13 protein-coding genes and 1 tRNA gene are annotated in these 12,910 nt (G+C 66.4%); 9 read left to right on the forward strand and 5 right to left on the reverse strand.

The window, feature by feature from the left end; translation table 11 throughout:
* Together H7F16_RS19770 and H7F16_RS19260 are read right to left on the reverse strand one after the other, a co-directional pair.
* Nucleotides 1–160, reverse strand: a 160-nt coding sequence (locus tag H7F16_RS19770) for an ATP-binding cassette domain-containing protein (RefSeq protein WP_338402038.1), incomplete at its 3' end; no start/stop codon positions are given.
* A 351-nt stretch (nucleotides 161–511) separates the two neighbouring features.
* Nucleotides 512–598 (reverse strand) — tRNA-Leu (locus H7F16_RS19260).
* Nucleotides 599–718: 120 nt separating this feature from the next.
* On the opposite strand from H7F16_RS19260, the gene lipB reads away from it, so the two are divergent.
* The 4 genes from lipB (at nucleotide 719) to H7F16_RS19280 (ending at nucleotide 4,779) form a co-directional block, all read left to right on the forward strand.
* Nucleotides 719–1,453 (forward strand): lipoyl(octanoyl) transferase LipB, encoded by a 735-nt coding sequence (gene lipB, locus H7F16_RS19265; protein WP_422121136.1) that lies wholly within the window; start codon nucleotides 719–721, stop codon nucleotides 1,451–1,453.
* Between the two features lie 214 nt (nucleotides 1,454–1,667).
* Nucleotides 1,668–2,090, forward strand: coding sequence for a c-type cytochrome (locus tag H7F16_RS19270; RefSeq protein ID WP_185799273.1), 423 nt, complete (start codon nucleotides 1,668–1,670; stop codon nucleotides 2,088–2,090).
* 355 nt (nucleotides 2,091–2,445) lie between these two features.
* A complete protein-coding gene (ctaD, locus tag H7F16_RS19275) occupies nucleotides 2,446–4,125 on the forward strand; it encodes a cytochrome c oxidase subunit I (protein WP_185799274.1) in 1,680 nt (559 codons plus the stop codon).
* Between the two features lie 165 nt (nucleotides 4,126–4,290).
* The gene (locus H7F16_RS19280; RefSeq protein WP_185799275.1) at nucleotides 4,291–4,779 is read left to right on the forward strand and encodes a DUF2244 domain-containing protein; all 489 of its coding nucleotides are present in this window, start codon (nucleotides 4,291–4,293) and stop codon (nucleotides 4,777–4,779) included.
* 91 nt (nucleotides 4,780–4,870) lie between these two features.
* Here H7F16_RS19280 and H7F16_RS19285 read toward each other — a convergent pair whose 3' ends face one another.
* Nucleotides 4,871–5,329, reverse strand: a complete 459-nt coding sequence (locus H7F16_RS19285; protein WP_185799302.1) for a GatB/YqeY domain-containing protein — start codon at nucleotides 5,327–5,329, stop codon at nucleotides 4,871–4,873.
* 180 nt (nucleotides 5,330–5,509) lie between these two features.
* Between H7F16_RS19285 and carA the strand changes: the two genes are divergently transcribed.
* Together carA and H7F16_RS19295 are read left to right on the forward strand one after the other, a co-directional pair.
* On the forward strand, nucleotides 5,510–6,676 hold the full coding sequence (carA, locus tag H7F16_RS19290) for a glutamine-hydrolyzing carbamoyl-phosphate synthase small subunit (RefSeq protein WP_185799276.1): 1,167 nt from the start codon (nucleotides 5,510–5,512) through the stop codon (nucleotides 6,674–6,676).
* A 187-nt stretch (nucleotides 6,677–6,863) separates the two neighbouring features.
* On the forward strand, nucleotides 6,864–8,606 hold the full coding sequence (locus tag H7F16_RS19295; RefSeq protein WP_185799277.1) for a glycosyltransferase: 1,743 nt from the start codon (nucleotides 6,864–6,866) through the stop codon (nucleotides 8,604–8,606).
* Here the strand turns inward: H7F16_RS19295 and H7F16_RS19300 are convergent.
* Nucleotides 8,603–9,238, reverse strand: a complete 636-nt coding sequence (locus H7F16_RS19300) for an FCD domain-containing protein (protein WP_185799278.1) — start codon at nucleotides 9,236–9,238, stop codon at nucleotides 8,603–8,605. The two genes, H7F16_RS19295 and H7F16_RS19300, sit on opposite strands and share 4 nt — an antisense overlap.
* A 227-nt stretch (nucleotides 9,239–9,465) precedes the next feature.
* On the opposite strand from H7F16_RS19300, the gene H7F16_RS19305 reads away from it, so the two are divergent.
* The 3 genes from H7F16_RS19305 to H7F16_RS19315 all read left to right on the forward strand — a co-directional run bounded on the left by H7F16_RS19305 (nucleotide 9,466) and on the right by H7F16_RS19315 (nucleotide 11,655).
* Complete coding sequence (locus H7F16_RS19305) at nucleotides 9,466–10,116, forward strand: pyrimidine 5'-nucleotidase (RefSeq protein WP_185799279.1); 651 nt, start codon at nucleotides 9,466–9,468, stop codon at nucleotides 10,114–10,116.
* Nucleotides 10,117–10,214: 98 nt separating this feature from the next.
* Entirely contained in the window at nucleotides 10,215–10,448 is a 234-nt protein-coding gene (locus tag H7F16_RS19310) for a hypothetical protein (RefSeq protein WP_185799280.1), read from the forward strand.
* Between the two features lie 10 nt (nucleotides 10,449–10,458).
* Nucleotides 10,459–11,655, forward strand: coding sequence for a UbiH/UbiF family hydroxylase (locus tag H7F16_RS19315; protein ID WP_185799281.1), 1,197 nt, complete (start codon nucleotides 10,459–10,461; stop codon nucleotides 11,653–11,655).
* Nucleotides 11,656–11,770: 115 nt separating this feature from the next.
* Here H7F16_RS19315 and H7F16_RS19320 read toward each other — a convergent pair whose 3' ends face one another.
* Nucleotides 11,771–12,898 carry an aminotransferase class V-fold PLP-dependent enzyme gene (locus H7F16_RS19320; RefSeq protein ID WP_185799282.1) on the reverse strand — a complete coding sequence of 376 codons (1,128 nt, stop codon included), beginning with the start codon at nucleotides 12,896–12,898 and terminating at the stop codon, nucleotides 11,771–11,773.
* Between the last annotated feature and the right edge of the window lie 12 nt (nucleotides 12,899–12,910).

Raw genomic sequence — 12,910 nt, forward strand, 5'->3', positions numbered from 1 at the left:
TCAGACAGGTCGTCTTGCCAGAACCCGAAGGCCCCAACATCGTCAGAAACTCACCCTTCCCGATCGACAGATTCAAATCCTTAACGACTAGCGATACGCCGTCGTAGCTCTTCTGGACATGGTCGAAAACGACAAACGAGTCGTTGCCAGTGGCAGCCACCTAAAGTCTCCCCGGTTAGTCTTGGCGGAACCTGTGTCCGCTCTTGTTGATGACGACTAAAACCAATGCCCCCGATCAATGCAACCGGCTTGTCACAAATTTGGGCTTCTCATCTTTAATGCGGGAAAAACGGTCAGTTTCCGCCGGTTTCGCCGTCTGAAACGGCAGCAGAGATGCCCGGCGCGGGAAATACGGCTGTGATGGCCGGAAAGCGACATGGCCGCGCGCGGCACCGCGGGGCGGATAGCGCTAACGCCCGTCGGGGCCGTGCGGACAGGATGCGGGGTGCCGGAAAAGCCAAAGGGCCCCGCGTTGCCGCGAGGCCCTTTGTGGCCTGCCCTTGCGGGCAGATGGTGCGGATGAAAGGACTCGAACCTTCACGGGAGTTACCCCACAGCGACCTCAACGCTGCGCGTCTACCAATTCCGCCACATCCGCATGTTCTGGCTTGGTGGCGGGTATTTAGCGAAGCCCTTTCGGGAAGGAAAGAGGAAAAACGCACGACAGCGACGCCCTTTTTCCCGACGCGCCGCCACAGGGCTTTGCCGCAGCCTCGCCTTGCACCGAGAACCGCGCTATGAGGTTCGCCATAAGCCAGCAAGGCCAAGCACCATGACCGAATGGACCACCCTTCCGGGCCTCAGCCCCTATGCCGAAACGCTCGCTGCCATGGAGGCGCGGGTCGAGGCGATCCACCGCGGCACCGCCCCCGAAGCGGTCTGGCTGCTCGAACATCCGCCGCTTTACACGGCAGGCACCTCGGCCAAGGTGGCCGACCTTGTGCAGCCTGACCGCTTTCCTGTCTTCGACGTCGGGCGCGGCGGGCAATACACCTATCACGGCCCCGGCCAGCGCGTTGTCTATTGCATGCTCGATGTCGGAAACCGGGGCCGCGACGTGCGCTGCTTCGTGCGGGCGCTGGAAAACTGGGTCATCGCCACGCTGGCCGAATTCAACCTGCGCGGCGAAATCCGCCCCGGCCGCGTCGGCGTCTGGGTCACCCGCCCCGACCGCGCGCCCAACCCCGACGGCACGCCCAACGAGGCAAAGATCGCCGCCATCGGCGTAAAGCTGCGCCGCTGGGTCAGCTTTCACGGCATCTCGATCAACGTCGAACCCGACCTTTCGCATTTCTCGGGCATCGTGCCCTGCGGCATCTCGGACTATGGCGTGACCAGCCTCGTCGATCTGGGCCTTCCCGTCACGATGGCCGACCTCGACGCAGCGCTGATGGCGACCTTTCCCAAATTCTTCCCCGAAGGCGGCGGGCTGAACCCCAGCTGCGCGATCTGACCGGCCAACCCCTCGCACGCCAACCCCTGCGCGCATGGGCCGGACCGCAGGCTGTGCCGCCGGAAAACATGCGGCACGGGGGGCAAATCGCCGCCCGGGCAGGGAACCTGCGACGATCCGGCGGATTGTGCATCGCAGCCGGTCTGCCCGATTGTCACTCCCGTCCCGACGCGCGGCCCCGCGCCGCGTGGCGAACCCAAAGCCAGAGGATTCCATGACCAAACTTCCGCTCGCCGCCCTTGCCCTCGCGCTTCTTGCCGCCCCCGCCTTCGCGGCAGGCGATGCCGCCAAGGGCGAAAACGAATTCAAGAAGTGCAAGGCCTGCCATTCCATCGTCGGCACCGACGGCACCGCGATCCAGAAGGGCGGCAAGACCGGCCCGAACCTGTTCGGCGTGATCGGACGCAAGGTCGCCTCGGAAGACTTCGCCTATGGCGAGTCGATCAAGGCAGTGGGCGAAACCGGCGCGGTCTGGACCGAGGAAGAGCTTGCCGTCTACGTCGCCAACCCGACCGAATGGCTCAAGACCAAGCTCGGCGATGCCGCCGCCAAATCGAAGATGACCTTCAAGCTCGCCAAGGGCGGCGAGGATGTCGCGGCCTATCTCGCCTCGGTCGCGCCCGCTGCCGCGCCCTGATCTTCTGCACTGATCCAGCGCCACCACAGGGGCGCGGCGGGCCAAACGCCTTGCGGAATCATCCGGCATCCCTGCCCGCAGGGGTGCCCTTTGCCCGGCCGCACCGCCGCCACGGGCCGCGCCGCGCCCCCGCAGGGTTGCGCGCGGCGCGGGATTTCACCGCAGAACCGCCCCCCGCCGCAGGCCGCGACACTTGGCCACCCCGCAAATCATGCGCCTGTCCGGCTTTTGTTGATCTGCGTCAAAGTCAGTCATTGCCCCAGCGCCGCGCCGCGATTAAACACGGGCGACATAAGGGAACCAGTGCCGGGCCTCGAATGCCCGGCCACTTACTGAACAGAATCGGGAGACGCCAATGGCGGACGCAGCCATTCATGGCCACGGCCATGACGAGCGGGGGTTCTTCACCCGCTGGTTCATGTCGACGAACCACAAGGACATCGGGATCCTCTATCTCTTCACCGGCGGTCTCGTCGGTCTGATCTCGGTCATCTTCACCGTCTACATGCGGATGGAGCTGATGCACCCCGGCGTGCAATACATGTGTCAGGAAGGCATGCGCTTCGTCGCGGACGCCGCCGCGACCTGCACGCCCAACGGCCACATCTGGAACGTGACCATCACCGCCCACGGCATCCTGATGATGTTCTTCGTGGTGATTCCGGCGCTGTTCGGCGGTTTCGGCAACTACTTCATGCCGCTGCAGATCGGCGCGCCGGACATGGCCTTCCCGCGCATGAACAACTTGTCCTACTGGCTTTACGTCGCGGGCACCTCGCTTGCGGTCTGCTCGCTCTTCGCCCCCGGCGGCGGCGGCGACCTCGGCACCGGCGCGGGCGTGGGCTGGGTTCTCTACCCGCCGCTCTCGACCACGGCCGAAGGCGGCTACGCGATGGACCTCGCCATTTTCGCCGTCCACCTCTCGGGTGCCTCGTCGATCCTTGGCGCGATCAACATCATCACCACCTTCCTGAACATGCGTGCCCCCGGCATGACCATGCACAAGGTGCCGCTTTTCGCCTGGTCGATCTTCATCACCGCCTGGCTGATCCTTCTGGCCCTTCCGGTCCTTGCCGGCGCCATCACCATGCTGCTGACCGACCGCAACTTCGGCACCACCTTCTTCTCGCCCTCGGGCGGCGGTGACCCGATCCTCTACCAGCACATCCTTTGGTTCTTCGGCCACCCCGAGGTGTACATCATCGTCCTGCCGGCCTTCGGCATCATCAGCCAGGTCATCGCGACCTTCTCGCGCAAGCCGATCTTCGGCTACCTGCCGATGGTCTATGCGATGGTCGCCATCGGTGTTCTGGGCTTCGTCGTCTGGGCGCACCACATGTACACCGTGGGCATGTCGCTGACCCAGCAATCCTACTTCATGCTGGCCACGATGGTCATCGCGGTGCCGACCGGCATCAAGGTGTTCTCGTGGATCGCCACGATGTGGGGCGGCTCGATCGAGTTCAAGACCCCGATGCTCTGGGCCTTCGGCTTCCTCTTCCTCTTCACCGTCGGCGGCGTGACGGGCATCGTGCTGTCGCAGGCTGGCGTGGACCGGGCCTACCATGACACCTATTACGTCGTGGCCCACTTCCACTACGTGATGTCGCTTGGTGCCGTGTTCGGAATCTTCGCCGGCATCTACTTCTGGATCGGCAAGATGTCGGGCCGGCAATATCCGGAATGGGCGGGCAAGCTGCACTTCTGGGCCATGTTCATCGGTTCGAACCTGACCTTCTTCCCGCAGCACTTCCTTGGCCGTCAGGGCATGCCCCGCCGCTACATCGACTATCCGGAAGCCTTCGCCTACTGGAACTGGTTCTCGTCGGTCGGTGCCTTCATCGCCTTCGGCTCCTTCGTGTTCTTCATCGGCATCGTGTTCTACACCCTGTTCTTCGGCCGCAAGGTCACCGAGAACAACTACTGGAACGAATACGCCGACACGCTGGAATGGACCCTGCCCTCGCCGCCGCCCGAACACACCTTCGAGCAGCTGCCCAAGCAGTCCGACTGGGATCGCAGCCACGCCCACTAAGGCAAGGCCCTCAGACCAAAGGCCCCGGAGCGATCCGGGGCCTTTTGCATTGATCGGGGCCTTCCGCGCCCTACCCTTTGCGCCGCCCTCCCCTTGCCGCCTGCGCAAGGGGGGGGCCGCCCCCCCCGCGACCCGCACAGCCGGGCCAGACCAAAAGCGATACCCATGCCCTATGAATGGCTCCCCGCCAGCAACGGAACCCCCGCCCGCCTGCACCTCTGGCCCTACCGCTCGTTGCCGCGACGCGGTTTCGTCGGCTTCATCGCCGCCACTTGCGCGCTGATCCTCGTGCCGATGCTGTCAGTGATCGGCTCGCCCGTGCTTTGGGGCCTCTTGCCCTTCTTCATCCTCGCCGTGGGGGGCATCTGGGTCGCGCTGTCCAAATCCTACCGCGATGCCGAAATCGTCGAGGACCTGACCTTCCACAGCGACACCCTCACCCTCACCCGCCACGGCCCCAAGGGCAAACGGCAGGATTGGCAAGCCAACCCGCATTGGGTCCGCCTGACCCTGCACCCCTCGGGCGGTCCGGTGCCGAATTACCTGACGCTCAAGGGCAACGGCCGCGAGGTGGAACTCGGCGCCTTCCTGACGGAAGACGAGCGCCTCGCCCTCCGGCCCGAACTGCAAAAGGCGCTCGACGCCCTGCGCTAGCAAGCCGACGCAGGGGGCCTTTTGCCCCCGGAACTTCCCTGAAAAATCGGCACCTGCGCAGGCCAAGCCCGGGCGCAACCGGGCAAGCGGGTCAGCCGAGCAGGTCTTTGACCTTCGGTCCCACCGCGCCGAAATCCATCTGCCCGGTGTATTTTCCCTTCAGCACCGCCATCACGCGGCCCATGTCGCGGATGCTGGTCGCCCCCGCCTCGGCAATCGCGGCCGTCACGGCGGCCTCGACCTCGGCCGCGTCAAGCTGGCGTGGCAGGAATTCCTCGATCACGCCGATCTCGGCCAGTTCCTTTTCGGCCAGTTCCAGCCGCCCGCCCTCTTCATAGGCCCGCGCGCTTTCCTGACGCTGCTTCACCATCTTGCCCATGATGGCAAGGATATCGCCGTCCGACACCATCCCGTCGCCGCCTTCGCCACGGTTGGCGATGTCGCGGTCCTTGATGGCGGCGTTGATCAGCCGCAGCGTCGACAGCCGGTCTGCCGCCTTGGCCCGCATCGCGTCTTTCAACGCCTCTTGCAGCCGTTCCCGCATCGCCATGAGCTGCCCTTCCCGAAAGCCTGTCACGAAGCGCCACATTACAGCCAAGCGCGCCCGATCACAACCGAGTCGCCCGAAACCAAGCCATTGAAAAGTATAGATATTCCTTTTCAGACCAACCCTTGACCGCAAGCCTGCGCAACACTAGTGTCCGCGAAATTCGCCGACAGGAGTCGCCCCATGCCCGCATCCGCGAAATCAACCGACAAACCGACCGCCTGCCTCGCGCTGTCGGATGGCACGGTGTTCTATGGCAAGGGCTTCGGCGCCACGGGCGAAACGGTGGCGGAACTCGTGTTCAACACCGCGATGACCGGCTATCAGGAAATCATGACCGACCCCTCCTATGCCGGACAGGTCGTGACCTTCACCTTCCCCCATGTCGGCAACGTCGGCGTAACGCCCGAGGATGACGAGACCGCAACCCCCGTCGCCGCCGGAATGGTTGTCAAATGGGACCCGACCGAGCCGTCGAACTGGCGCTCGACCGGCGAGTTGACGGATTGGCTGCTGTCCAAGGGCCGGATCGGCATCGGCGGCATCGACACCCGCCGCCTGACCCGCGCCATCCGCCAGCAGGGCGCCCCGCATGTGGCGCTGGCCCATGATCCCGCAGGCAAGTTCGACATTGCCGCGCTTGTCGCAAAGGCCCGTGCATGGAAGGGCCTCGTTGGTCTCGACCTTGCGAAAGACGTCTCCTGCACCCAATCCTACCGCTGGAACGAAAAGACCTGGGCCTGGCCCGAGGGGTATACCGAACGCACCGGTGCGGGCCTGCGTGTCGTCGCCATCGATTATGGCGCCAAACGCAACATCCTGCGCTGCCTCGCCTCGGCGGGTTGCGACGTCACCGTATTGCCCGCCACCGCCACGGCCGAGGATGTGCTGGCCCTGAACCCCGAAGGCGTGTTCCTCTCGAACGGTCCGGGCGATCCGGCGGCCACGGGGGCCTATGCCGTGCCGATGATCCGCGGCGTGCTCGATGCCGACCTGCCGCTTTTCGGCATCTGCCTCGGCCACCAGATGCTGGCGCTGGCGCTCGGGGCCAAGACGGTCAAGATGAACCACGGCCACCACGGCGCGAACCATCCGGTAAAAGACCTCACCACCGGCAAGGTCGAGATCACCTCGATGAACCACGGCTTCACCGTGGACAGCCAGACCCTGCCCAAGGGCGTCAGCGAAACCCATGTCTCGCTGTTTGACGGGTCCAACTGCGGTATCGCGGTCGACGGCAAGCCGATCTTCTCGGTGCAATACCACCCCGAAGCCTCGCCCGGCCCGCAGGACAGCTATTACCTCTTCGAGCGTTTCGCCGAAGCCATCCGCGCCCGCCGCGCCGCATAACGCCACCCGCCGCAACATCACGGGTCCGACAGACCGGACCCGTGGTCGCCGCCCCGCGCCAAATGCGGGTGCAGGCCGCTTCTGCGTTCGCCCGAACGCGGCCAGCGACGCGCTGAAAAGCGCCCGTTAACATAATCTTAACCCGCCCCGCGCCACGCTGCCCTTCCCCGCATGGAAGTTCGCAGCAATGGCCCCGACCCCGCTTTCCCCCCTCCCCCAGCCCAAACCCCGCGCCCCCGATGGCTTGGCCGAGGCGACGGGTCTTTTCATCCCCGCCCCGCCATCGCCCGCCCGCATTCTGCGCCCCGCGCCACGCGACCCGCTTTCGACAGCGCCCGACACCGCGCTTGCCCTGCGCTTCGGCCTGTCCGACTGCCTCGACCTCGGCGTGCTGCCTTGGGCACAGGCGGGGGCCGAAACCCTCGTCCTTGCGCAAAGCCCGCTGCACCTCTCCGTTGCGCGCAGCCGCCTTGCCGCCACCTTCGGCCCCTTCCTGCGCCCCGTCGAAACCACAGCCGCGCAGATGGAGGCAGCACTTTTCACCCATTTCGGCCCCGCCCTCGCCCAAGCCGCCGAAACCCGCGTCTGCCCGCAGGAAAGCTGCCGCAGCCTCGACGCCCGCCGCCTGCGCCGCAGCGTCATCGCCGTTGCGGGCGCGCTGCTCGTGCTGTCCCTCGCGGCCCCCCTCGCCGTATTTTCCCTCGCCTTCGCGCTGGCCACCCTTGCCCTTTCGGTGACCACCGCCTTCAAATTCGCAACCTCCCTCGCCACGCTGCGCGCCGATGCCAGCCCGCCCCCGCCCCCGCTGCCCGATGCCGATCTGCCCACGGTCACCCTCCTTATCGCCCTGTTCCACGAGGCGGACATCGCCGACCGCCTGATCCGCCGCCTCGAACGGATCGACTATCCCCGCGACCTGCTCGAACTGATCCTCGTCGTCGAGGATGACGACCACGCCACCCGCAGGGCCCTTGCCACCGCGCGGCTTCCGGCATGGATGCGGGTCATCTCGGCCCCCGCAGGCTCCATCCGCACCAAGCCCCGCGCGCTCAACCTTGCCCTCGGCGTCGCGCGGGGCGAGGTTGTGGGCGTCTACGATGCCGAAGACGCGCCCGAACCCGGCCAGTTGCGCAAGGTCGCCGCCGCCTTCGCCGCAGCCCCGCCCCATATCGCCTGCATTCAGGCCATGCTCGATTTCTACAACCCGCGCAAAAACTGGCTCGCCCGCTGCTTCACACTGGAATACGCGCTCTGGTTCCGCCTCGTCCTGCCGGGTCTGGAACGGTTGCGCCTGCCCATCCCGCTGGGCGGCACCTCGGTTTTCCTGCGCCGCGACACATTGCGCGCCCTTGGCGGCTGGGATGCCCATAACGTCACCGAAGACGCCGACCTCGGCATCCGCCTTGCCCGTCACGGCTTCGGCACCCGCATGATCCAAAGCACGACCTACGAGGAAGCGAATTGCCGCGCCCTGCCTTGGGTCAGGCAGCGGTCGCGCTGGATCAAGGGCTACATGATGACATGGCTCGTCCATATGCGCAGCCCGCGCGCGCTGTGGCGGCAACTCGGGCCGCGCGGCTTTCTCGGCTTCCAGATCGTCTTTCTCGGCGCGCTGGCGCAGGTGCTGCTGGTGCCGCTGCTCTGGACGCTGTGGTCCATCCCGCTCGGCCTCGGCCATCCGCTGGCGCAGGTGCTACCGTCCGGCGGCCTGACCGCCCTCGCCACGCTCTTTCTCGGCGCCGAAGCCATCGGCAGCCTGCTCAGCCTCATCGCGCTCCGCCGCAGCGGCCAGCGCATCAGCGCGCTCTGGATCCCGACGCTGCACCTCTATTTCCCGCTCGGCACGCTCGCGGCGCTCAAGGCGTTCCGCGAAACCCTGACCGCGCCCTATTACTGGGACAAGACGCGCCACGGCCAGTTCCACGACTAGCGCGTGCGGATCTCGCCGGCATCCACCCGAAGCCGCGTCTCGAAAGCCTTGCTGATATGCTGGCGCAAGGCCTGATAGGCGGCCTCGCCATCATGCGCCTCGATCGCCTTGATGATCTGGTCATGCTCGGCCAAGGCCACCTCGTCCCGCCCCTCGGCCGCAAAGGATGTATTGGCCATCAGCGCCATCGACCGATGCACAAGGTCAAGCTGCTGCACCAGAAAGCGGTTGTGGCTGGCAAGGTGGATCTGGCGGTGAAACCGCTTGTTGGCCCGGCTGAGCAGCTTCGGATCGCCCCCCAGCAACGCGCGGTCATCGTTCACCATGCCCCGCAGGACACGGATCTCCTCGTCCGTCGCATGCCGCGCCGCCAGCCGCGCGGCCAAGCCTTCAAGCTCGGTCCGCACCGCGTAAAGATCCGCCAACTGGTTGTGGTCCAGCGAGGCGACGATAAGGCTGCGCCCGTCCCGCGTCAGCATCGCCTGCGTCTCGAGCCGCTGGAGCGCCTCGCGCACCGGCGTGCGCGACACGCCAAGCCGTTCGGCAAGCTCGGATTCCACCAGCCGGTCACCGGGCTTGTACAGCCCCGCGTCGATCGCCTCGAGGATCAGCGTATAGGCATCTTTCTGCACGCGTCCGGCCTCCCGTTCCGTCCGTCCCCGCTCTTGCCGTCGGGATACCACTGTATACGAAAGCTGACACCTGCTTTCAACCGGCGCGACGACAGCACGGCGCGCGGCAAATTCCTGTGAAGGAATTTGCAATTTTCTTCAAAGAAAATTGGCGCGCCCGCCGCCAGCCGTCGCGCGCGGCGAAACCGGCCATTGCCGCCCCCCGCCCGCCGCGCTACCTATCCCACATGCCAAAGCCGCACTTCAGCCACGTCACCACCTGGGTCTTCGACCTCGACAATACGCTCTACCCGCCCGCCATGCGCCTGTTTGACCAGATCGAGCGGCGCATGACCGACTGGGTCTCGCGCAAACTTGGCGTCAGCGCCGAACAGGCGAACCACCTGCGCGCCACCTACTGGAAGCTTTACGGCACCACCCTCGCAGGGCTCATGGCCGAACATGCCATCGACCCCGACGATTTTCTGGCCCATGTCCACGACATCGACTTTTCGGGCGTCACCCCCGATGCCGCCCTGTCGCGGCGCATCGCGGCCTTGCCCGGTCGCCGCATCGTCTACACCAATGCCGATGCCCCCTATGCCCGCCGCGTTCTGGCCGCCCGTGGCCTTTCGGACCATTTCGACGCCATCTACGGCATCGAACACGCAGGCTTCCGCCCCAAGCCCGAACGCCGCGCCTTCGAGACGGTCTTTGCCCTCGACGCGCTTGACCCCGCCAAAGCCGCGATGTTCGAGGATGATGCCCGCAACCTCGCCGCGCCCCATGCCATGGGCATGCGCACCGTCCACATCGCCCCCCAAGCGGAACCCGCCCCGCACATCCACCACCACCACGCCGACCTGTCCGAATTCCTCGGCCAACTGACCGGCGCATAACTCACCGGCCCGTGAACGCGACCACCCGCCGCAGCGCGCGCGCTTTGCCTTTGCGCCACAAGGCCCCATCTTTGACGGACACCGAAACGGAGCCTCCGATGCACCCCACCCTCGCCGCCCGCCCCGTGACCGATCCCGTCACCATTCCCCTCATCGGCCACATCGCCCGCGACATCGGTCGCGACGTGAACATCGTGTTCTACCTTCTCGTCATCGCCCTGACCGCGCTGGTTCTTGCGATCAAGGCTTTCGGCCTCGTGGCCCTCGTCCTGACCGCCATCGCCGCGGTCCCGGTGATCTTCGTCCTCCTGCTCTGGGTCACGCTGCCCTGAAAGGTCCGCCATGCGCGAAAAGACCGATATCCTGATCTCGGGCGGCGGTGTCGCGGGCCTCACCGCCGCCGCCGCCTTCGGTTCGGCAGGGTTCTCGGTCGTCATCGTCGACCCCGAAGCCCCCGTCACCTCGATGGAGGCGGCCGGCGCCGACCTGCGCTCCACCGCCTTCCTGCAACCCTCGATCCCCGTGCTGCAAGCCGCCGGCCTCTGGGCGCGCCTTGAACCCTTCGCCGCACCCCTCCAGATCATGCGGATCATCGATGCCGGCGGCGAGATCGCGGAACCCCGCATCATCAAGGATTTCGACGCCTCAGACATTTCCGACCAGCCCTTCGGCTGGAACCTGCCGAACTGGCTCTTGCGGCGGGAAATGTCGGCCCGACTGGCCGACCTGCCCGCTGTCAGCTTCCGCCCCGGCCTTGCGACGACCGCGCTGCTCACCCGCGAGTCCGAGGCCCTCGTCACCCTCTCCGACGGTGCCCGCATCGCCGCGAAACTCGTCATCGCCGCCGATGGCCGCAACTCCTTCGTCCGCGACGCGCTCGGCATTCCGGTCAAGACCACCCGCTACGGGCAAAAGGCGCTGGCCTTCGCCGTCACCCACCCGATCCCCCACCAGAACATCTCGACCGAGATCCACCGCTCCGGCGGCCCCTTCACCCTCGTCCCGCTTCCCGACCACGACGGCACACCCTGCTCCGCCGTGGTCTGGATGGAAACCGGCCCCAAGGCCGAGCGTCTCAAAGACCTGCCACAGGCAGAGTTCGAAGCCGAGATGAATGCCCGCTCCTGCCACATCCTCGGCCCGCTCACCCTCATCAGCCGCCGCACGATCTGGCCGATCATCACCCAGTCGGCCGCCCGCATGGCGGGCGAACGCACCGCGCTCATGGCCGAAGCCGCCCATGTCATGCCCCCCATCGGCGCGCAGGGGCTGAACATGTCGATTGCCGACCTGAACGCGCTGCTGACCTTGGCCGAAGCGAACCGCGCCGACATCGGCAACGCGGCCATGCTCGACGCCTATCACCGCGCCCGCCATTTCGACATCAGCGCCCGCCTGACGGGGATCGACGCGCTCAACCGCGCCTCGATGATGGGCGGTCAGGCCCTGCGCGACCTGCGGGCCACGGCGCTGAACGCGCTCTATTCCGTCGCCCCTGTGCGCAAGACGCTCATGCGCGCAGGCCTCGGCGTCCGGTAAGCCTGCGGTTTTCCGCGCGGAAAATCAGGCCCCCGCCCGGTTCCGCGCCCCGCATAGCCGCCCGACGATCCGCCCGACGATCCGTCAGTCGATCCGCCGGGCGCGGTTCAGGCCGTCAAAGCACGGCCTCGACAGCCTTTTCCAGCCGCGCCACGGTCGCGGGCACGTCCTTCAGCTTGTCCAGCCCGAACAGCCCCAGACGGAAGGTCTTGAACTCCGCCCCCTCGCCCACCTGCAACGGCACGCCCGCCGCGATCTGCAAGCCCTGCGCGCGGAACTTCGCGCCGTTCTGCACATCGCCATCGCCCGTATAGCTCACCACCACGCCGGGGGCCTGAAACCCTTCGGCCGCGACCGAACCCACGCCCTTGCCCGCCAGCAGCGCCCGCACCGCACGGCCCAATTCCCATTGCGCGGCCTTGGCCTCGGCAAAGCCCATCGCCTTGGTCTCCAGCATCGCATCGCGGAACCCCACGATGGCATCCGTGGGCATGGTGGCATGATAGGCATGCCCGCCGCCCTCATAGGCCGCCATGATCGCCCGCCACTTCTTCAGATCGATGGCAAAGGAATTGCTCGTCGTCTCGGCCAGCCGCGCCTCGGCCCGCGGCGACATGACCACCACCCCCGCCGAAGGCGACGCCGACCATCCCTTCTGCGGGGCCGAGATCAGCACATCCACCCCCGTCGCCTCCATATCGACCCAGACGCAACCGCTGGCGATGCAGTCAAGCACCATCAGCGCCCCCACCTCATGCGCCGCCGCCGCCACCGTCGCGATATAGTCGTCGGGCAGGATCAGCCCCGCGCTCGTCTCCACATGCGGCGCAAAGACCGCCTCGGGCTTCACCTCGCGGATCTTGGCCACCACCTCCTCGACCGGCGGCGGGGCATAGGGGGCCTGCGCCCCGTTGCCGGTCTGGCGCGCCATCACCACGGTCGTCGCCTGCGCAAAGCCGCCCGCCTCGAAAATCTGCGTCCAGCGATAGGAAAACCAGCCGTTCCGCACGATCAGCACGTTGCCTTGCCCGAACTGCCGCGCAACGGCCTCCATCGCATAGGTCCCGCCCCCGGGCACAAGCGCCACCGCCGACCCGCGATAGACCTCTTTCAACAGGCCCGACACGTCCCGCATCACCCCCTGAAACCGTGCCGACATGTGGTTGAGCGAGCGGTCGGTGAAGACCACGGAAAATTCCTGCAACCCCTCGGGGTCGATATGCGTATGCGGCAACGTGGTCATCGGCAGTCCTCC

Origin of the sequence: Paragemmobacter straminiformis (assembly GCF_014243445.1) — a bacterium.
GTDB classification, from domain to species: Bacteria; Pseudomonadota; Alphaproteobacteria; order Rhodobacterales; family Rhodobacteraceae; genus Paragemmobacter; species Paragemmobacter straminiformis.

What these genes read in the sequence shown, in the direction of transcription:
- H7F16_RS19295 (WP_185799277.1), top strand. Translation starts at nt 6,864, where the DNA reads ATGGCCCCGACCCCGCTTTCCCCCCTCCCCCAGCCCAAACCCCGCGCC.
- H7F16_RS19310 (WP_185799280.1), top strand. Translation starts at nt 10,215, where the DNA reads ATGCACCCCACCCTCGCCGCCCGCCCCGTGACCGATCCCGTCACCATT.
- H7F16_RS19280 (WP_185799275.1), top strand. Translation starts at nt 4,291, where the DNA reads ATGCCCTATGAATGGCTCCCCGCCAGCAACGGAACCCCCGCCCGCCTG.
- H7F16_RS19305 (WP_185799279.1), top strand. Translation starts at nt 9,466, where the DNA reads ATGCCAAAGCCGCACTTCAGCCACGTCACCACCTGGGTCTTCGACCTC.
- H7F16_RS19285 (WP_185799302.1), bottom strand. Translation starts at nt 5,329, where the DNA reads ATGGCGATGCGGGAACGGCTGCAAGAGGCGTTGAAAGACGCGATGCGG.
- H7F16_RS19320 (WP_185799282.1), bottom strand. Translation starts at nt 12,898, where the DNA reads ATGACCACGTTGCCGCATACGCATATCGACCCCGAGGGGTTGCAGGAA.
- H7F16_RS19270 (WP_185799273.1), top strand. Translation starts at nt 1,668, where the DNA reads ATGACCAAACTTCCGCTCGCCGCCCTTGCCCTCGCGCTTCTTGCCGCC.
- ctaD (WP_185799274.1), top strand. Translation starts at nt 2,446, where the DNA reads ATGGCGGACGCAGCCATTCATGGCCACGGCCATGACGAGCGGGGGTTC.
- carA (WP_185799276.1), top strand. Translation starts at nt 5,510, where the DNA reads ATGCCCGCATCCGCGAAATCAACCGACAAACCGACCGCCTGCCTCGCG.
- H7F16_RS19315 (WP_185799281.1), top strand. Translation starts at nt 10,459, where the DNA reads ATGCGCGAAAAGACCGATATCCTGATCTCGGGCGGCGGTGTCGCGGGC.